Genomic DNA, 19,831 nt, shown 5'->3' on the forward strand with positions numbered 1-19,831 from the left:
TATCCTTGAAAGATCGGTTGAGGGTTGGGAGGAGGTAGCCCCGCAGTGTCCTGTGCACGTGCCGGTAAAGTCTCAAAACGTGAGGCGCACATGAACAAGCTGGACAGGCTGAACGGACCGCCTGGGCCGGGCATGCGACCGTCCGACCTCGCCCGGGAGCACGGGCTCTCGGCCCAGGCGGTCCGCAACTACGAGCGCGACGGGTTCCTCCCGGCCGCCGAGCGGACGCGCAGCGGCTACCGGATCTACACCGAAACGCACGCGGCAGCCCTCCGCGCGTTCCTCGCCCTCGTCCCGGCGTACGGCCACGCGACGGCGGGCCGGATCATGCGCGCCCTCCACGAGGACGCCCGCGAACCCGCCCTGGCCGTGGACGACGCACTGACCCTCGTCGACCGTGGGCACACCCAGCTGCTCCGCGACCGGGAGACCCTCGACGCGGTCCGCGCCGCGATGGACCACCTGACGGCGCCCCCCAGCCCCAACCCCAAACCCCTCCCCAAACCCCTCCCCGGCCCCGCCCCGGCCCCCACCCCCCTGACCATCGGCGACCTCGCCCACCGCCTCGACGTCACCCCCGCCACCCTCCGCAACTGGGAGGACACCGGCATCCTCACCCCCGCCCGGGACCCCCTCACCGGCTACCGCCTCTACCGCCCGGCCGACGTCCGCGACGCCGAACTCGCCCATCTCCTCCGGCGCGGCGGCCACCCCCTGGAGCACATCGCCTCTGTGGTGCGGCAGATCCGTACAGCCGGCGGTACCGAGGCCCTCTCCGCCGCGCTGGACGACTGGCGGCGCCGGCTCACCGCTCGGGGCCTCGCCATGCTCGACGCGGCCTCCCACCTCAACCACTACCTGACCCTGGGGCCTCCCCAGCCCTCCCACACCCCTCTCCAAGACCAGCCACAGTGCCCGCCTCCACAGTGTGGGGATGGTGCGGAAGATTCTGCTGGTCGATGACGACGAGGCCGTACGTGAGGGGATCGGGCGGCTGTTGCGGTTCGAGGGGTACGAGACCGTGCTCGCCGGAAACGGACTCGTGGCCCTCGACGCCCTGGACACCCGGAGGGCATCCGGCGGTGAGCCGGATCTCGTGCTGATGGACGTCACCATGCCGGGGCTCGACGGGCTCGCCGCGACCCGCCGGATCCGGGCCTCCGGCTCCACCGTGCCGATCATGATGATCACCGGCCGGGACGCGGTCGGCGACCGTATCGTCGCCCTCGACAACGGCGCCGACGACTACCTCGCCAAGCCCTTCGCCCCCGAGGAACTCCTCGCGCGCGTACGGGCGTTGCTCCGCCGGGGCCGGTCGTCCGCCACGGCCGTCTCCCTCCGCGAGGTCATCCCCCGCGTCCCCGCGGACCGGCTCTCCTACGCCGACGTCGTCATGGACCTCGGCACCCGCGCCGTCACCCGCGCCGAGCGCCCTCTCACGCTCACCCGCACCGAGTACGCCCTCCTCGAATACCTCCTCCGCCACCCGGTCAAGGTCCACAGCCGCGCCCGTATCTTCCAGGAGGTCTGGGGCTTCGACCTCTCCCCCGCCTCCAACACCCTCGACGTCTACGTCATGTACCTCCGCCGCAAACTGGAGGGCCGCGGCGAACCCCGCATCATCCACACGATCCGGGGCCTGGGGTACGCGCTGCGGGGGGCCTAGGGCGCAACAGGCCCTAGCCGACCGAGGTCCGGCCCCGGCGGCCCGTCGCGGGCTCCCCGGTGGCCTGTGGTTCGGGTGGCGGCGGATCGTCGGAGGCCAGGCGCTGCTGCAGGCGGAGGTGGCTGAACTCGTAGTGCGCGCCCGACTGCCGCAGTACGCCGCGGTGATGGGCCTCCATGAGGAACCGCATCAGCCGCCAGGGAGCCCGCCCGGTGAGCGCCAGCCAGATCCGGGCCGCGCCCAGTCGTCCCCACGCGCTCAGCGCGAGCGCGTGGGTGCCCACCTGCACCCAGACCTCGGTGTGCATGCTGCCCAGCGTGGTGCCCCGGCCGCTCGCCGCGATGAACGCCAGACAGACCCCGCCCGCGAGCAGCGCGGCGACCGCGCTGCGCGCCAGGGTCGCGGCCCGGTCCGTACGCAGCGTGCTGCGCGGTCCCGCCGCGCGCATCGTGTCGGAGGGGGTGTTCAGGGCACGGTAGACGCCGGAGGCGCAGCCGCCGATCAGGCCGACGAGCAGACCGAAGCCGACCAGGGGCTGTGCGGCGTCGAGCACGATCGTCCCGACGGAGCGGCGGACGAGCCACACCTCGACGTCGTGCGGCAGGGCGACGACGAGGTTGTGCGCGTCGACCGGCCTGCCCCGCCACTTGTCGGCCTCACGGCCTGCCCCCTCGCTGGGCCTGCCGGCCCAGTCGACCACCCACCGCCCGTCCCACCGGTGGATCCGTACCTCCTTCTCGGAGTAGCCGATCTTCCGGTCGTAAGAGATCCGGGCCCCGTGGTAGACGACGAAGGGATGGGCGAGTGCCGAGCGCCGTACGAGCAGCACCCTCTTCCGCTCCTGTCCCACGTAGGTCACTGAACGGCTGTTCGCTGCGGTCTTCTCCAGCCGCCAGCCGTCGATGACGTCGCCGCTCGACGGCGGGTCGGCCGAGTGGTCGGAGGCGTGGTCGGAGGCATGGTCGGAGGCATGGATCCCGTACGCGGCGAAGGCGCCCGTGATGCCGCCGACGACCGCCCCGGCGCAGGTGCCGATGAGGGTGCAGGCGACGAGGCCGCGCAGCAGCCCCGACCGGAAGGCGCGGAGGACCGCGGCCGGGGAGGTGTAGTGGCCGACTGCCCGCTCGCCGCGGCGGACGCCCGCACAGACGAGCAGGAGCCCGGCCACGAGGCAGGTGACGGCCGGGACGGCCAACTCGAAGTGGTCGACGTAGCCGAGCATCGCCAGGCCGGCGAAGACGACCACACCGCCCAGTGCCCGCACGGCCCGTGGTCCGGCCGGGCTGTACGCCCAGGGCAGGCCCAGCGGGAGGGGGCGGCGGGAGAGGCCGCCGACGGCGAACATCATCGACAGGATCAGGCCGAAGCAGCAGCCGTTGAGGAACCAGGTGGACCGTGGGGTGAGGACGGCGCCGAGCCGGCCGTCCACGAAGGGCGGCGCGAGCACTCCGAGGCCCAGTGCCACGACCGCGCCCGCGGCGGTCATCGTCAGAGCCGTGCGCGCCAGCTGTCTCGGCCCCTGGGGCGACCGGGGCGTCTCCGGCAGCAGCCGGGCCAGCCCGAAGCAGAGGCCCACCAGAATGCCCGCGAGGTTGATCACGGTCGACGGTCCGCTGTCCCAGTCGGCGACCACGCCACCGCCGTACTTCGCGAGCGGCACCAGCACGGTCGCCGTGGCGAGCAGCCCCAGCAGCGCCGGGCCGAGCACCCGTGGCACGGGCGGCATCGCGGAGGACAGCTCCCACCAGGCGAGGCGCCAGACACCGGTCGCGGCCGTGCCGCTGTCGTCGGGGCGGTGGCAGGGGAGTTCGCGGGCGAGGCGGCGCAGCCAGCGGTCCGCGGTCTCGGGGGCCCAGGGGCCGGTGCCGCCGGCGAAGGCGGCCGGGACGAAGGCGTCCAGGAGGTGTTTCTCGATGGCGGCGGAGGTGGGGAAGCGGGCGATGTCGTTGAGTTCCGACGGGTCGCGGGAGGTGTCGCCGTAGACCCTTCGGGCCAGCGCCACCATCAGCGGGGAGCGCAGTACGGCGGTCAGGGGTGGGGAGGCGGTTTCGAGCACACCCGTCCAGACGGTGTCGCCCCCGTCCGGCGGGAGCGTGCCGGCCCTCGGGGCGGCGACGCCGGTGGACGGGGTCGTCCTGCGCAGATAGCGCTCGGCGGCCGACCGGTCCAGGGGGCGCAGGCGCACGACCTCGGCGGCCGTCAGCACATCGGCGCCGTCGTCCATCGCCGCCGCCCAGACGGTGGTACGGCAGGTCAGCAGGACCGGGAGCCGGTCGTCCAGCTCGGCGTTCAGCCGCTCCAGCGCCCTGCGGTGTGCCGCCGCGGGGAGTTCGTCGAAGCCGTCGAGCACGGGCAGGACGAGACCGGCGTCCAGCAGGACACGCGCGAGGGTGCGCCCGCCCCGTACGGCGGCCAGCGGGCGGTACTCCGCCGCCAGCCGCTCCGCCAGCCAGTCGCGCAGACCGGTGGCCTCGGGATCCCAGCCGGCGAGTGCGAACAGCACAGGTACGGGCGCCCCGTCGCCGCGCCCGTCGAGGGTGGCCAGCACGAAGCGGATGGCGAGGACCGTCTTCCCGGCTCCCGGCTCGCCCAGGACGACCATGCGGCTCGACGGCGCGTCCCGGAACATCTCCACGATGCCGTCGAGCGACTGATCGCCGTCGCGGGGCGCGGGGAGGGGGAGGCCGCCGCGGATGTTGCGGCGGTGGTCGGCGAGCGGGGGACCGACGCGGACCCAGTGGACGTCGAGCGGATCGGGGTCCTGGAGCCGGCGCAGCCGGTACTCCGTGGACCACTGGATCCGTACGGCTTCGGCGAGTTCGTCCACCGCGTGACGGTGGCGGTGGGGGTCCGGGGCGGCGGCGGGGTCCGGGGCGGGATCGCGGAGGAGGTCGGCGACGAAGGCGCTGACGGAGACGACCGCGGAGATCGCGGAGATCCACATGGAGTTGGTGTCGGGACGGCCTCCGGTCGCGAGGACGACGGTCAGGGTGATCAGCGCGGTGGCCGCCGTGGCCAGGCCGACGCGGCGTTGGACATGGGGGTCTCGTAGTCGGCGTAGCGCTGTCCGCATGGTCGTCCCCGTGGTGGTGATCCGGTCACTGGCTCTGGAGGTGAACGAGTGGGCGGGTGGGGGTGTGTCCGGGGCGGGGAGGCGCGCGGAAGCATGCCGGGGGCATGTGCGGCGCGTTCGGGCCGGCAGGACTCGGCCACCGGTCGGCGCACAGAAAAATCCCCGCACTCCCGGACGTCCGGGAGTGCGGGGAACTCGGTGATCGGATCCGCTAGTTGACGATCGTGATCCGGTTGGCTGCCGGGGGCGCGATCGGGCTGGTGGCCGAGGAGTTGGCCAGCAGGTACTGCTCCAGGGCGGCGAGGTCGTCCGCGCCGACCAGGTCGTTCGTGCCCTGGCCGAGCGTCGGGAAGCCGTCGCCGCCGCCCGCGAGGAAGCTGTTGGTGGCGACGCGGTAGGTGGCGGCCGGGTCGAGGGCGGCGCCGTTGAGCTTGATGCTGTCGACGACGACGCGGGCGGCGCCGGTCTTCGTCAGGTCGAGCGTGTACGTCAGGCCGGACGACGGCAGCAGCACCTTCGGCGCGGCGGTGTTCGACCCGCTCACCTGCTCCTGGAGGACCGAGACGAGCTGGGCGCCCGTGAAGTCCTGGAGGTTGACCGTGTTGGAGAACGGCTGGACGGTGAAGCCCTCGGCGTAGGTCACCACGCCGTCGCCCTCGGTGCCCTTGGCCGCGTAGGTCAGCGGCGCGCGCACCCCACCGGGGTTCATCAGCGCGAGGTCGACCTCGGGGTCGAGCGTCTTGCCGTACCAGTACTGCGCGTCGGCGATCAGGTCACCCATCGGCGACTCCGTACCGGCGTTGGGCACGTCGGCGGATATGTAGCCGATGGCACGGTTGCCGATGGGCGCGGCGAGGGTGTTCCACTTACTGATGAGGGCCGTCATGTCGGCGGCCTTCGCGACGTCCCGGGTGACCACGTGGTTCGCGGACTTCACGGCCGTACGGGAGATGTCACCCGTCTGGCGGTCGTACGTCAGCGTCGTGTCCGTGTACAGGCGGCCGAAGGACGCGGCCGAGGTGACCATGCGCGGCTTGCCCGCCGGGTCGTTGATCGTGCAGGCGTACGCGGCGTGCGTGTGACCGGTGACGACGGCGTCGACCTTGGGCGTGATGTTCTTGGCGATGTCGACGATCGGCCCGGAGATGCCGTCACCGGCGCCGGGCGAGTCGCAGTCGTAGTTGTACGACTGGGAGGCGGGGAGACCGCCCTCGTGGATCAGCGCGACGACCGACTTGACGCCCTGCTGCTCCAGCTCCTTGGCGTACTTGTTGATCGTCTCGACCTCGTCCTTGAACTTGAGGCCCTTGACGCCCTCGGCGGAGACGACGCCCGGGGTGTCCTCCAGCGTCACACCGACGAAGCCGATCTTGACGCCGTTCTTCTTCCACACCCAGTAGGGCTTGAGGAGCGGCTTGTTCGTCTTCTCCTCGATGACGTTGGCCGCGAGGTACGGGAAGTCGGCGCCCTTGAACTTCTTGCCCTCGATGTAGCAGCCGTCGACCTTGTGACAGCCGCCCTTCTGCAGGCGGGCCAGCTCCTTGGCGCCCTCGTCGAACTCGTGGTTGCCGACGCTCGTGACGTCGAGGTCGAGACCGTTCAGCGCCTCGATGGTGGGCTCGTCGTGGAAGAGGCCCGAGATCAGCGGGGAGGCACCGACCATGTCACCGGCGGCGGCGGTGATCGAGAACTTCGGGTTGGTCTTGCGGGCCTCGCGCAGGTGCGTGGCCAGGTACTCGACGCCACCGGCGTTGATCGTGGTGGTCGTCCCGTCCTCGTGCAGCTCGGTCACCCGGCCCGAGGAACCGGCCGGCGGCTCCAGGTTGCCGTGCAGGTCGTTGAAGGACAGCAGCTGCACGTCCTGGTACCGCGGCTTGTTCTTGCCGGGCTTCTGCGACGGCGCCTCACCGGCACTCGCCGGGATCGCGGCGGCCAGCGCCCCTACGGTCGCCAGCCCGGCCGCGGCGGCGAGGATCCGGTTCCGGCGGCTTCTACGGCGCTGCGCTTGGGGTGTGGCTGACATGTGCCCCCCTGGGTTCGTGAGAGGTAAGAGAAGTAAGGGAAACGTGAGAACGGCCCCGTCGGCCCGAAGCGTAGGGTCAACGCGCGTAGCGCGACAGGGGGTTCATGGTTACGACCTGGTTGCCATCAAGGAGGACTGGTGACGAAAGGGGGCGAACGGCGCGCCCCAAAGGGGCGCGGGGAACTGCGCGAGCAACCACATTCAAGCCGCACCCGCGAACACCACGGAACCACCCCACCCCGTAGGCGCCCCCCGCGGAGCTAACCTCGTACCCATGACCAGCGACGACACGGCCCAGCCCAGCGGAGCGCGCCGCATCGAGACAAGCCTGGACCTCACCCCCGACCAGACGGCCGCCGTCCGCACCCTCCTCGACGAGGCCGCCCAGGTCGACGGCCAGCAGGCGGTGTCCGAGCAGGGCCGCCTCCAACTCCGCGGCGGCCCCCGCGAAGGCGTGGCCCACCTCCTCCTCACCGTCGGCGACACCCTCGTCGGTTACGCCCAGCTGGAGGACACCGACCCCATCGAGGCCCCGGCGGCCGAGCTGGTCGTCCACCCCTCCCACCGGGGCCACGGCCACGGCCGCGCCCTGGGCTCCGCCCTGCTCGCCGAGTCCGGCAAACGGCTGCGGATCTGGGCGCACGGCGGCCACTCCGCCGCCCGCCATCTCGCCCAGGTCCTCGGCCTCACCCTGTTCCGCGAACTCCGCCAGATGCGCCGCTCCCTGGCCGATTTCGACCCCCCCGAGCCGGTACTCCCCGACGGGGTCCACGTGCGCCCCTTCCGCCCCGGCGAGGACGACGCGGCCTGGCTCGCCGCGAACGCGGAGGCGTTCGCCCACCACCCCGAACAGGGCGCCCTCACCCAGCGCGACCTGGACGACCGCAAGGCCGAACCCTGGTTCGACCCGGCGGGCTTCTTCCTGGCCTTCAGGGAAGGGGAGCTGATCGGCTTCCACTGGACGAAGGCGCACGCCGCCGAGCAGCTCGGCGAGGTGTACGTCGTCGGCGTCCGCCCCGGCGCCCAGGGCGGAGGCCTCGGCAAGGCACTCACCACGATCGGCCTGCGCCACCTCGCCGCCCAGGGCCTGCCCACCGCGATGCTCTACGTCGACGCGGACAACAAGGCGGCGGTCACGGTCTACGAACGCCTCGGCTTCGTGACGTACGAGACGGACCTGATGTACCGCAGCGAAACCTGACGCATACGGGCGAAGCCGGAGTTGTCCACAGGCTGGGGGCGGTGTGTTGACACCGCCCCCTCTCTTGCACCACCCTTTCACTACTCAATTAGTGAAAGGGTGTTGTCCCCGTGGTCGAGTACCGCATCGACCGGCGCAGCGGTGTCGCCACCTATGTGCAGATCGTCCAGCAGACCAAACAGGCCCTGCGGCTCGGCCTGTTGGAGCCCGGGGACAAGCTCCCCACGGCCCGCGAGGTCGTGGAGGCCACCGCGATCAACCCGAACACCGTGCTGAAGGCCTACCGCGAGCTGGAGCGCGAAGGCCTGGTCGAGGCCCGCCGCGGCCTCGGCACGTTCGTACGGAAGGGACTGGGCACCGCACCCGTCGACTCGCCACTGCGCGCGGAGCTGGACAGGTGGACCGCGAGAGCACGGGAGACCGGGCTCGAACGGGCCGACGTGGAGGCGCTCTTCACTTCGATGCTGGATGAACACTTCAAGGAAGACCAGGGGGACGAGGCATGACCGGGACCGCGATGGAGGCGGCCGCGCTCGGCAAGAAGTTCGGGTGGCGGCAGGGGGGCTGGGCACTGCGCGACTGCACGCTGCGGCTGCCGACAGGACGCGTGTGCGCGGTCGTCGGCCCGAACGGCGCGGGCAAGTCGACGCTCCTGGCCCACGCGGCCGGGCTGCTCGCCCCGACCGAGGGCACGATCAGTGTGCTGGGGACGACCCCGGAGGCGGCCCGCGAACGCATCGCGTACGTCGCCCAGGACAAGCCCCTGTACCCGCAGTTGACCGTCGCCGAGACCCTGCGGCTGGGCCATGAGCTGAACCCCCGGTGCTGGGACGCGACCGTCGCCGGGCGGGTGGTGGACGAGGGCGGGCTGGACCGGGGCGCCAAGATCCGCTCCCTCTCCGGTGGCCAGCGCACCCGCGTGGCGCTCGCCCTCGCCCTCGGCAAGCGGCCCGAACTGCTGCTCCTGGACGAGCCGATGGCCGACCTCGACCCGCTCGCCCGGCACCAGCTGATGGGCACGCTGCTCGCGGACGCCGCCGAGCACGGCACCACGGTTGTCATGTCCTCGCACGTAGTGGCCGAACTGGAGGGTTCCTGCGACCACTTGTTCCTGCTGGGCGCCGGGCGCGTCCGGCTGGCGGGCCCGCTGGACGAGGTGCTCGCCGCACACACCCTGGTCACCGGCCCGGCCGGCGATCTCGCCCCGCACACGGTCGTCGAGTCCCGCACGACGGGGCGTCAACACACCGCGCTCATCCGCCCCCGGGGCCCCGTGGGCACCGGCTGGCAGACCGCCGAACCGTCCCTGGAGGAGCTGGTCCTCGCCCACCTCAGGGCACCGGGGGCCCCGGCCCTCACGATCGAGGACACGGGCGACGACGAGGACCGCGACGAGGGCACGGGTGACCTCACGGCCGGGACGAACGGCACCGGGACACGGGAGGCGGCCGTATGAGCACCACGATCACCGAGACGGTGGGCACCGCCCCCGCCGGGGACCCGGCCCCCGCCTCCCCCCTGACCCCGGTCCGGGGCCTGATCCGGGCCACGCTCCGCGTGCACCAGTCCGCGCTGTGGTTCTGGGGGCTGCTGGTGGGCCTCGTCGCCGCCGGGCTGCTGTGGGCCGCCGGACCGGGGGTGGACGCGGTCTGGGCCGCGTACGTGAGGAGGGGCTGCGCGGAGGTCGACTACTGCGTACTGGGTGCCCCGCACGACCAGTACGACCAGGTGGTCGCCCTCGCCCTCGCCCTCCTCACCATCGCCCCGGCCCTGATCGGCGCCTGGGCCGGCGGCGCCCTGATCGGCCGTGAGCTGGAGAGCGGCACGGCGAGGCTGGCCTGGACCCAGTCCGTCACCCCGGCCCGCTGGCTCGCCGCCAAGCTCGCGGTCCCGGCCGCCCTGATCGTCTCCGGGACGGTCCTGCTGACCCTGCTGAACCGCCTGGTGTGGTGGCGGGAGGAACGCCTCCGGCACGCGCTCGGGACGCGGGACTGGTTCGCGTCCGCCACCTTCACGGGCCACGGCACCGCCGCCACGGCTTACGCCCTGCTGGGCCTGGCGGTCGGTGTCGTCGCCGGCCTGCTGCTGCGCCGCTCGCTCCCCGCCCTCGCCGCCGGCCTGGTGGGCACCGCCGTCCTGGCGGGCGCACTCCAGTCCAACCGGCACCTGCTGTGGCCGGTCGAGACCCTCGTCTCCAAGACCGCGGACCGGGACTGGACGGGCGAGCTGGTCGACCGCGGCTTCATCACCGCGACCGGAGAGCGTGTCTCGGACCTGACATGCACGGACGAGTCCTGCGGCCGCACCGACGCCGTCTCCTTCTACGCCGACTTCCACCCCTCCTCCCACTTCTGGCCCCTGCAACTCGTCGAGACCGCCATCGTCCTCACCGCCACGGCCCTGCTGATGTGGACCGCGTTCGGGCTGCTGCGCCGCCGTACGGGAGGTGCCGGATGAGCGCCGAGACCCTCGCCGCCACACCCCCGGCGGACACCGCCGCCCGCGGCGGCCTGACCTGGACCGTGTGGCGCGTGCACCGCGCGGCACTGCTGGTGTGGAGCGCGTACGTACTGCTCATGGTCGGGTGGATGCTCTGGGCCCAGTTCGTCACGGGCCCGGAGGTACGCGCGGAGCAGGACGCCTGCCAGAAGCTGGCGGACGGGTGCATCGACCTCGGGTCCGCCTTCGACTACTCCTCGGCCATGAGCTCGATCGGTACCTTGATCGCCTACTCCTCCTACGCCGTGGCCGCCTGGGCGGGGGCTTCACTGACCGGCCGTGAGCTGGAACGGGGCACGGCCCAGCTGGCCTGGACCCAGTCCGTCACCCCCATCCGGTGGCTCACCGCCAAGCTCGCGGTGCCCGCCGCCGCGCTGACCGTCGGCACGACCGTCCTGGTGCTGGTCTACCGCTGGGCCTGGTCCTCGAACCAGGACCTGCGCGGCGACGAGTGGTACTACACCGACCCCTTCCTGAACCGGGGCCCCGCGGTCCTGGCGTACGCCCTGTGCGCGTTGGCCGTCGGCGCCCTGGCGGGCATCGTTCTCCGGCGGGCGCTGCCCGCGCTCACCGTGGCCTTCGGCTTCCTGCTCGCGTTCCGCGCATGGCTCGACGTGCGATACGACCAGCTGTGGCCCTCCACGACGCTCGTGGGCACCGCCGCCAGCCGGCTGCCGATGTCGGCGGACCAGCTGGAGCTGGGCGCCGTCACCGGCTCCGGCGCCCGCGTCGACGACCTCAGCTGCTTCGACGCCGATGCCGACATCGACTACACCAGGTGCATGAGCGGGAAGGGCTTCACCGATCTCTACGCCGAGGTGCACCCGGCATCCCACTTCTGGCCGCTGCACCTCATGACGACCGGCGTCATCCTCGCCGTCACCCTCCTCGCCACCGCCGCCGCCTTCTGGCTGGTGCGCCGCCGCACCCGCTGACGGCCGGCCGACACCCCGGACGGGCACGCCCCTCCTACGGGGGGAGGGGCGTGCCGGGCATCCCTCGCGCGGGGCGCGCCGACGGTGTACGGCAGGTGAACGGCGCGCGAGGGCGGAACGGCGTGCGCCGGGGCCCGCCGCATGCCTCCGCGGAACCGGCGGTCCTCCCTGCGCTATCCCGCACGTAAGGTCGCCGTAACCAACGATTCAGACGGCCTTGCGACGCTTCCGCAATGAACCCCGTCGTGCCCGAGCCCTCGCCTCCCCCACGCAACGGCCCAAGCAACGGGAAGAGCACGGGGAACGGCCCCCGTGCGACCGTCCCCGTCGCCCCGCACCACCCCGCCGACGTCGTGGACGTCGTCGCGCGCATCGACGCGGACATCGCCGAGAACGACGCGGCGAACGCCTCCTCGCCCGTCCCGGCACTCCCCCCGGCCCTGTCCGACGCGCCGGTGATGCTCGCGGCGCGGAAGAATGGTGCCATGAGCCAGTCCAACGCCCAGGCAGACCAGGTCCAGCACGCACAGCCGACCGTCGGCTCCATCACCGGACACCGCCCGCACACGGTCTCGGCCGCGGTCTCCGACCTGGAACCCGACATCGACGCCGACCTCGACGGATACGAGGAAGAGGAGTACGACGGCGAGAAGCTGCCGCAGGGCCGCTTCCTCGACCGGGAGCGCAGCTGGCTCGCCTTCAACGAACGGGTCCTGGAACTGGCCGAGGACCCGAACACCCCCCTGCTCGAACGAGCGAACTTCCTGGCCATCTTCGCCAGCAACCTCGACGAGTTCTTCATGGTCCGGGTGGCCGGCCTGAAGCGCCGTATCGCCACCGGCGTGGCCACCCGCTCCGCCTCCGGCCTCCAGCCCCGCGAGGTGCTGGAGATGATCTGGGCCCGCTCCCGCGAGCTGATGGCCCGGCACGCCGCCTGCTTCCATGAGGACGTCGCCCCGGCCCTGGCCGAGGAGGGCGTGCACCTGGTCCGCTGGAGCGAGCTGGCGGAGAAGGAGCAGGCCCGTCTCTTCACGCTCTTCCGGCACCAGATCTTCCCGGTGCTGACCCCGCTGGCCGTCGACCCGGCGCACCCCTTCCCGTACATCTCGGGCCTCTCCCTGAACCTGGCCGTGCGCGTGCAGAACCCGGTGACGGGCACCTCGCACTTCGCCCGGGTCAAGGTGCCGCCGCTGCTCTCCCGCTTCCTGGAGGCCTCCCCGGGCCGGTACGTCCCGCTGGAGGACGTGATCGGCGCCCACCTGGAGGAGCTGTTCCCGGGCATGGAGGTGCTGGAGCACCACGCCTTCCGGGTCACCCGCAACGAGGACCTGGAGGTCGAGGAGGACGACGCCGAGAACCTTCTCCAGGCCCTGGAGAAGGAGCTGATGCGGCGCCGCTTCGGGCCGCCGGTGCGCCTGGAGGTCGAGGAGAACATCAACCAGGAGGTCCTGGACCTGCTGGTGCGCGAGCTGAAGATCAAGGAGTCCGAGGTCTACCCGCTGACCGGGCCCCTGGACCTCACCGGCCTCTTCCGCATCGCCTCCCTGGACCGGCCGGAGCTGAAGTACCGCAAGTTCGTCGCGGGCGTCCACCGCGAGCTGGCCGAGGTCGAGTCGGCGTCCGCGCCCGACATCTTCGCCGCGCTGCGCAACCGGGACGTGCTGCTGCACCATCCGTACGACTCGTTCTCGACGTCGGTGCAGGCCTTCCTGGAGCAGGCGGCCGAGGACCCGGACGTCCTGGCGATCAAGCAGACGCTGTACCGCACGTCCGGCGACTCCCCCATAGTCAACGCGCTCATCGACGCGGCCGAGGCCGGCAAGCAGGTGCTTGTCCTGGTCGAGATCAAGGCCCGCTTCGACGAGCACGCCAACATCAAGTGGGCGAAGCGCCTGGAAGAGGCCGGCTGTCACGTCGTCTACGGCCTGGTCGGGCTGAAGACCCACTGCAAGCTGTCCCTGGTGGTCCGCCAGGAGGGCGACACCCTCCGCCGCTACAGCCACGTCGGCACGGGCAACTACCACCCGAAGACGGCCCGGCTGTACGAGGACCTGGGCGTGCTGACGTCCGACGCGCAGGTCGGCGCGGACCTCTCCGACCTCTTCAACCGGCTCTCCGGCTACTCGCGCCGCGAGACCTACCGCCGTCTGCTCGTCGCGCCCAAGTCCCTGCGCGACGGGCTGATCGCCCGCGTCAACAAGGAGGTCCAGCACCACCGTGCCGGACGTCCCGCGTACGTCCGTATCAAGGTCAACTCGATCGTGGACGAGGCGCTCATCGACGCCCTGTACCGGGCCTCGCAGGCGGGTGTGCCGGTCGACGTGTGGGTGCGCGGCATATGCGCCATCCGGCCCGGCGTCCCCGGCCTGTCGGAGAACGTCCGGGTCCGCTCGGTCCTCGGCCGCTTCCTCGAACACTCACGGATCTTCGGCTTCGGCAACGGCGGCGAGCCGGAGGTGTGGTTCGGCAGCGCCGACATGATGCACCGCAACCTCGACCGCCGGATCGAGGCACTGATCCGGATCACCGACCCGGCCCACCGGGCGGCGCTCAACCGCCTGCTGGAGACCGGTATGTCCGACACGACCTCCTCCTGGCACCTCGGTCCCGACGGCGAGTGGATCCGGCACTCCACCGACGCGGACGGCCAACCCCTGCGCAATGTCCAGGAGATGCTCATTGACGCCCGGAGGCGCCGGCGTGGCACAGCAACACCTTGACCCCACGGACCCCACGGCCGTGGCCGCCGATGCCGTCGCCGGCTATCTGCGGGCCCAGGCCACGGAGTTCCTCCGCGCGCTGCGCACCCACCGGGAGACCGGCGGGGGCGCGGCGAGCGGAGGCGAGGATTCCACCGACGCGGCCCTGGCCCTGCGCCGCTCGGCCCGCCGCATCAGCGGCACGCTCCACACCTTCCGACCGCTCCTGGACACGGACTGGTCGGAGTCCCTCCGCCCCGAACTGGCCTGGCTGTCGGGCACCTTGGGCCGCGAGCACGCCTACGCGGCCCGCCTGGACCGCCTGGTCACGGCCCTGAACCGGCTGTCGGGAGCCACCGGCTTCCCGGCCCAGACGACCCTCCCGGCCCGCTCCACCCCCACCTCGGCGGGCAGCCGCGCCACCTCCACGGGCGCCTCCACCGCCGCCGGCCCCGGCAGCCGCGCCACCGCGCCAGGCACCGCGGGCAGCCGTTCCCCCGCCACCTCCGGCAGCCGCTCCTCCGCTCCCGCCCCCGCTGTGGGCAGTCGTTCCGCCGGGGCGGAACGGGTGGGCACTGGGGGCACCTCCCAGGCCCTCAAGGCACTGGGGGAGGAACCCGGCACCGCCGGCCCAGGTGCCCGCCCCACGGCCACCCCCGACCGCGGCAGCCTCACCGTCGGCGCCGCGAAGGCGGGCGCCCTCCTGGACCGCCAGCTCACCCTGGCCCGCACCCGGGCCCACTCGGCGGCCCTCCAGGCCCTCGGCTCCTCCCGCTTCCACGCCGTCGCCGACAACGTCGCCGTCCTCGCCAGCGAGGTCCCCCTCACCGCCGCCGCCCCCACCACGGACCTGCGCCCCCTCGCCGCCGCCGCCCACGACCGCCTCCGCGACGCGGTCACCGGCCTCCCCCTGCACACGGCCGGCCACCCCTACAACGCCGAGGCCCTCATCCACGGCCTCTCCCCCGACACCGCGCCCCACCCCCAGGACGCCCCCTGGCACCAGGTACGGCTGCTGCTCCGCCTCCACCGCTACGCCCTGGAGGTCCTGCACCCCGAGGCCGTCCCCGTCGACCTCCGCCTCCTCGCGGCCGGCGAGGCCCTCAACCGCCACCGGGACGCCTCCGAGGCGGCCTCCGCCGCGGCCGCCGCCGCCCGCACCCCGAGGATCGCCCCGGCCACGGCCTACGCCCTCGGTGTCCTGCACGCCGACCAGCGCCACGAAGTGGAGGCATCCCGGTTCGCGTTCCAGCAGTCCTGGCAGAAGGAGGCGGTGAGCACGTCGTGACCGAACACACCGACGAGATCGTCCAGGCGGCGGGCTGCGTCCTGTGGCGCCGCTCCCCCGACGGCGACGACCTGGAGATCTGCCTGGTCCACCGGCCGAAGTACGACGACTGGTCGCACCCCAAGGGCAAGCTGAAGCGCGACGAGGACGCCCTCGCCGGGGCGTTGCGCGAGGTCGAGGAGGAGACCGGCCACCGCTGTGCGCCCGGCCCCCGGCTGCCCACGACCCACTACTTCGTCAACGGCCGGGCCAAGCAGGTGAGTTACTGGGCGGCCGAGGCGACCGGCGGCCACTTCACGCCCAACCGCGAGGTGGACCGCGTCCTCTGGCTGACCCCCGCCACCGCCCGCGACCGGCTCACCCAGCCCCGCGACCGCGAACTGATCGACGACTTCCTGGCGGCCCTCCGCCACGTGTAGCACCGCCTCCGGGCTCACACCCCGCCCACCGCGTGCCCCTCCGCGTCCGTCCGCGCCAGACTCCGCGCCCGTCTGGCCGGACCACGCCACCCACAACTGCATCTCGCCACACAGAACCGCCCCTGCTCGACAGTGACCGTCCGGTGCTGCTGCGGGGGTATCGCCTCGTCCTGATGCGCCACACCAACAACGTTACCCACGGCAAGCCCCCACACCATGGTCGGGTCGAACCCCCTGGAGGGGCAGGGCGAAGCCCGCCTCTCCAGGGGCGCGGGGCTCTGTCCATATGCGGCTCCGCCGCGTGGGCGCGAGAACCCCCACCGGCCCCGCACCCGCCAACGCACCCGAACCCCCGAGCTATCAGGCGCCCCCCGGCGTGACAACCACCCCCGGCCGTCGTTATCCGAAACGACCACAGCAAACCCGGCACAACCCAGCGGCAGCGGATCGGCAGGCGATGGTGACGCGGCGGCACACCAGGACGAGCGCGGCCCTCGTCGCGGCGGGACTCATGGCCGGCGCGGCCGGCGTCACCGGCTGCGCCGGCCCCGGCGCCGACGACGACTCCCTCCCCACCGACCCCGTCGACCTGATGCACCGCGCCGCCCCCACCCTCGTCCGCGCGGGCAGCTCCAAGGCCCGTACGGAGATGGAGATGGCCACCGGCGGCACCCGCGTGACCATCCACGGCGAGGGCGTCTACGACTACGGCCGCCGCCTCGGCCGGCTCAAGGTGCTCCTCCCGCACGACCCCGCCGGCCGCAGCGAGCACCGCCCGATCACCGAACTCCTCGCCCCCGGCGCCCTGTTCATGAAGAACCGGGGCGCGGGCGTCCCCGCCGACAAATGGGTCCGCGTCGACACCGGCACCCTCTCCGACGGCAATCTGGTCACCGGCGGCGCCACCGACCCGTTCGCGGCGGCCGAGGTGCTGCGCGGGGCGCGTACGGCTCAGTACGTGGGCGAGACCGAGGTCGACGGCACCCGGGTCCGGCACTACCGCGGCACCGCCGACCTGACGACCGCCTCCCGCGCCGCCTCCGAGGGCAACCGGGCCGCCCTGCGCGCCGCGGCCCAGGGCTTCGCCACCGCCCGCGTCCCCTTCGACGCCTACCTCGACGACGACGGCCGTATCCGCAAGGTCCGCCACCGCTTCAGCTTCGTCAACGGCGGCCAGGAGGGCACCGTCGCCGTCGCCTCGACGACCCTGCTGTACGACTTCGGCGTCCCCGTCGCCGTACGGCTGCCGCGGCCCGAGGACATCTACGCCGGGAAGATCGCCGAGGAGTAGCCCCGCGGTGGCCCGGAAAGTACGGGGCCGGAAATGGTCCGTTGGTGCCATGCGCGGGCTGTGGGCCGCTGCCTACCCTAGGACCTGTCGTCGAAGTCGGTGACGGCGGAGAAGAGGTGATGCGCGTGGCTCCGGCAGGCGGTACGGCGGTTCAGGACCACGTGGCCCTCGCCGAGATCGAGCTGTGCGGCGACCTCATCATCGCCGCCTCGACCACCGACGGCGACCGCCTCAGCCCCGACCGCATCGACGAGGTCCTACGCGTCTGGGAAGAACGCGCCCACGAGGACGAGCCGCCCCACTAGGTCGGCCTGGCCGAAAACCGACCCCGGTCTTCCGCCCCCGAACCTCAGGTCCGCAGCAGCCGCCCGATCGCTTTCGTCGCCTCCTCCACCTTCGCATCGATCTCGGCGCCGCCCTTGAGGGCCGCGTCGGCGACGCAGTGCCGCAGGTGCTCCTCCAGGAGCTGCAGCGCGAAGGACTGCAGGGCCTTGGTGGAGGCGGAGACCTGGGTGAGTATGTCGATGCAGTAGACGTCCTCGTCGACCATCCGCTGCAGTCCACGGATCTGACCCTCGATCCGCCGCAGACGCTTGAGATGCTCGTCCTTCTGCTTGTGGTACCCGTGGATTCCACGGTCGTGGTCGGTCACGACCTCCGGCCTCGCACCGTCCACGGCGTCTACGGCGGAGGGCACCTCGGCACCGGCCCCTGTGGTCGTCATCGCAGCCTCCAGACATATACCCCTACCGGGTATATGGTAGCGAACTTTGGCGGGTATACGCCCTGCGGGCGGCCCCCCTGCCGGTCGATCTGCCTGATGGGCGACACTGGGGGACGGCCCATTAGCCGTGGCCGGATGATGCGCCTAGCATCAGCCTGACCGAAACCAATGCATACCGAGGACCCCACGTGCGCTTTCGTCTGACCCCCAGGGAGACGAGCTTCTACGACATGTTCGCCGCATCCGCGGACAACATCGTCACGGGCTCGAAACTCCTCATGGAACTGCTCGGGGCGGACACCGCCGGCCGGGCCGAGATCGCAGAGCGTATGCGGGCCGCTGAACACGCCGGTGACGACGCCACACACGCGATCTTCCACCAGTTGAACTCCTCGTTCATCACGCCCTTCGACCGCGAGGACATCTACTCCCTCGCGTCCTCCCTCGACGACATCATGGACTTCATGGAGGAGGCCGTCGACCTGGTCGTCCTCTACAACGTGGAGGACCTGCCCAAGGGCGTCGAGCAGCAGATCGAGGTCCTGTCCCGCGCCGCCGAACTGACGGCCGAGGCGATGCCCAACCTCCGCACGATGGACAACCTCACCGAGTACTGGATCGAGGTGAACCGGCTGGAGAACCAGGCGGACCAGATCCACCGCAAGCTCCTGGCCCACCTCTTCAACGGCAAGTACGACGCCATCGAGGTCCTCAAGCTCAAGCAGATCGTGGATGTGCTGGAGGAGGCTGCGGACGCGTTCGAGCACGTGGCGAACACGGTGGAGACCATCGCCGTCAAGGAGTCCTGACCCCTTCATGGACACCTTCGCTCTGGTCGTGACCATCGGGGTCGCGCTCTTCTTCACGTACACCAACGGCTTCCACGACTCCGCGAACGCGATCGCGACCTCGGTGTCGACCCGTGCCCTGACACCCCGCGCGGCGCTCGCCATGGCCGCCGTCATGAACCTCGTCGGCGCCTTCCTCGGCAGCGGCGTCGCCAAGACGGTCAGCGAGGGGCTGATCTCCACGCCCGAGGGCTCCAAGGGGATGGGCATCCTCTTCGCCGCCCTGGTCGGCGCGATCACCTGGAACCTGGTCACCTGGTACTTCGGCCTGCCCTCGTCCTCCTCGCACGCGCTGTTCGGCGGCATGGTGGGCGCGGCGCTCGCGGGCGGTACGACGGTCTACTGGTCCGGCGTCCTCGAAAAGGTCGTCATCCCGATGTTCATCTCCCCGGTGGTCGGCCTGGTCGCCGGCTATCTGGTGATGACGGCGATCATGTGGATCTTCCGCCGCGCCAACCCGCACAAGGCCAAGCGCGGTTTCCGCATAGCGCAGACCGTGTCGGCGGCCGGTATGGCCCTCGGCCACGGTCTCCAGGACGCCCAGAAGACGATGGGCATCGTCGTGATGGCCCTGGTCATCGCGGACGTCGAGGACTACGGCGACCCCATCCCGGTCTGGGTGAAGATCGTCTGCGCGGTCATGCTCTCGCTCGGCACGTACGCGGGCGGCTGGCGCATCATGCGCACCCTGGGCCGGAAGATCATCGAACTCGATCCGCCGCAGGGCTTCGCCGCCGAGACCACCGGCGCGTCGATCATGTTCGTCACGGCCTTCATCTTCAAGGCCCCCATCTCCACGACCCACATCATCACCTCGGCGATCATGGGCGTGGGCGCCACCAAGCGCATCAACGCCGTCCGCTGGGGCGTCGCCAAGAACATCATCCTCGGCTGGTTCATCACGATGCCGGCCGCCGCCCTGGTCGCCGCGACGAGCTTCTGGCTCGTGAACCTGGCGTTCCTGTAGGCGGCGGCCGAGGGGTCGGGGCAGGGCGGGCCCGGAAGGCAAGGGGCGCAGCCCCTGCCTTTCAGGGGCGCGGGGAACTGCGCGAGCGACCACGACGCACCCGCATCCGCCGACGCACCCGCACCCCCTAGCCATCAGGCGCCCCGCACCAGCACCCCGCCGGGGCTCGCCCCGAACGCGGACGGGCCCGCCCCCGGG

At 72.0% G+C, this 19,831-nt stretch carries 17 protein-coding genes; 14 read left to right on the forward strand and 3 right to left on the reverse strand.

All coding sequences use genetic code 11. The features are described 5' to 3' along the window. Positions 1-90 precede the first annotated feature (90 nt). Positions 91-963, forward strand: a complete 873-nt coding sequence (locus ACZ7MG_RS21560) for a TioE family transcriptional regulator (RefSeq protein ID WP_471395632.1) — start codon at positions 91-93, stop codon at positions 961-963. Beyond that, positions 935-1,666 carry a response regulator transcription factor gene (locus ACZ7MG_RS21565; RefSeq protein ID WP_471395633.1) on the forward strand — a complete coding sequence of 244 codons (732 nt, stop codon included), beginning with the start codon at positions 935-937 and terminating at the stop codon, positions 1,664-1,666. Before ACZ7MG_RS21560 ends, ACZ7MG_RS21565 begins: the two co-directional genes overlap by 29 nt. A gap of 13 nt (positions 1,667-1,679) precedes the next feature. On the opposite strand, the gene ACZ7MG_RS21570 is transcribed toward ACZ7MG_RS21565, so the two are convergent. Beyond that, the gene (locus ACZ7MG_RS21570) at positions 1,680-4,739 is read right to left on the reverse strand and encodes an NACHT domain-containing protein (RefSeq protein ID WP_471395634.1); all 3,060 of its coding nucleotides are present in this window, start codon (positions 4,737-4,739) and stop codon (positions 1,680-1,682) included. 211 nt (positions 4,740-4,950) lie between these two features. Next, positions 4,951-6,762, reverse strand: a complete 1,812-nt coding sequence (locus tag ACZ7MG_RS21575; protein ID WP_471395635.1) for a bifunctional metallophosphatase/5'-nucleotidase — start codon at positions 6,760-6,762, stop codon at positions 4,951-4,953. Between the two features lie 274 nt (positions 6,763-7,036). Between ACZ7MG_RS21575 and mshD the strand changes: the two genes are divergently transcribed. From mshD to ACZ7MG_RS21625, 10 genes are all read left to right on the forward strand, one after another. Further along, positions 7,037-7,963 (forward strand): mycothiol synthase, encoded by a 927-nt coding sequence (gene mshD, locus ACZ7MG_RS21580; protein WP_471395636.1) that lies wholly within the window; start codon positions 7,037-7,039, stop codon positions 7,961-7,963. 110 nt (positions 7,964-8,073) lie between these two features. Next, complete coding sequence (locus tag ACZ7MG_RS21585; protein WP_471395637.1) at positions 8,074-8,469, forward strand: GntR family transcriptional regulator; 396 nt, start codon at positions 8,074-8,076, stop codon at positions 8,467-8,469. Further along, positions 8,466-9,419, forward strand: coding sequence for an ABC transporter ATP-binding protein (locus ACZ7MG_RS21590; protein WP_471395638.1), 954 nt, complete (start codon positions 8,466-8,468; stop codon positions 9,417-9,419). Before ACZ7MG_RS21585 ends, ACZ7MG_RS21590 begins: the two co-directional genes overlap by 4 nt. After that, the gene (locus ACZ7MG_RS21595; protein WP_471395639.1) at positions 9,416-10,420 is read left to right on the forward strand and encodes an ABC transporter permease; all 1,005 of its coding nucleotides are present in this window, start codon (positions 9,416-9,418) and stop codon (positions 10,418-10,420) included. The genes ACZ7MG_RS21590 and ACZ7MG_RS21595 overlap by 4 nt, the downstream gene beginning before the upstream one ends. Continuing rightward, positions 10,417-11,397 (forward strand): ABC transporter permease, encoded by a 981-nt coding sequence (locus tag ACZ7MG_RS21600; RefSeq protein ID WP_471395640.1) that lies wholly within the window; start codon positions 10,417-10,419, stop codon positions 11,395-11,397. The genes ACZ7MG_RS21595 and ACZ7MG_RS21600 overlap by 4 nt, the downstream gene beginning before the upstream one ends. A 485-nt stretch (positions 11,398-11,882) precedes the next feature. Then, a complete protein-coding gene (locus ACZ7MG_RS21605; RefSeq protein ID WP_471395664.1) occupies positions 11,883-14,117 on the forward strand; it encodes an RNA degradosome polyphosphate kinase in 2,235 nt (744 codons plus the stop codon). After that, positions 14,098-15,384: a CHAD domain-containing protein gene (locus ACZ7MG_RS21610; protein WP_471395641.1), complete on the forward strand. Its 1,287-nt coding sequence runs from the start codon at positions 14,098-14,100 to the stop codon at positions 15,382-15,384. The genes ACZ7MG_RS21605 and ACZ7MG_RS21610 overlap by 20 nt, the downstream gene beginning before the upstream one ends. Beyond that, positions 15,381-15,803 (forward strand): NUDIX hydrolase, encoded by a 423-nt coding sequence (locus ACZ7MG_RS21615; protein ID WP_471395642.1) that lies wholly within the window; start codon positions 15,381-15,383, stop codon positions 15,801-15,803. The genes ACZ7MG_RS21610 and ACZ7MG_RS21615 overlap by 4 nt, the downstream gene beginning before the upstream one ends. A gap of 457 nt (positions 15,804-16,260) precedes the next feature. Then, positions 16,261-17,094: an SCO4651 family lipoprotein gene (locus ACZ7MG_RS21620; protein WP_471395643.1), complete on the forward strand. Its 834-nt coding sequence runs from the start codon at positions 16,261-16,263 to the stop codon at positions 17,092-17,094. A 119-nt stretch (positions 17,095-17,213) separates the two neighbouring features. Continuing rightward, positions 17,214-17,399: a hypothetical protein gene (locus ACZ7MG_RS21625; RefSeq protein WP_471395644.1), complete on the forward strand. Its 186-nt coding sequence runs from the start codon at positions 17,214-17,216 to the stop codon at positions 17,397-17,399. A 44-nt stretch (positions 17,400-17,443) separates the two neighbouring features. On the opposite strand, the gene ACZ7MG_RS21630 is transcribed toward ACZ7MG_RS21625, so the two are convergent. Beyond that, a complete protein-coding gene (locus ACZ7MG_RS21630) occupies positions 17,444-17,818 on the reverse strand; it encodes a metal-sensitive transcriptional regulator (protein ID WP_471395645.1) in 375 nt (124 codons plus the stop codon). Between the two features lie 188 nt (positions 17,819-18,006). Between ACZ7MG_RS21630 and ACZ7MG_RS21635 the strand changes: the two genes are divergently transcribed. Together ACZ7MG_RS21635 and ACZ7MG_RS21640 are read left to right on the forward strand one after the other, a co-directional pair. Beyond that, positions 18,007-18,627, forward strand: a complete 621-nt coding sequence (locus ACZ7MG_RS21635; RefSeq protein WP_471395646.1) for a DUF47 domain-containing protein — start codon at positions 18,007-18,009, stop codon at positions 18,625-18,627. Positions 18,628-18,634: 7 nt separating this feature from the next. Continuing rightward, a complete protein-coding gene (locus ACZ7MG_RS21640) occupies positions 18,635-19,633 on the forward strand; it encodes an inorganic phosphate transporter (protein WP_471395647.1) in 999 nt (332 codons plus the stop codon). Positions 19,634-19,831: the final 198 nt, after the last annotated feature.

Source organism: Streptomyces sp. NPDC107538, assembly GCF_055657445.1.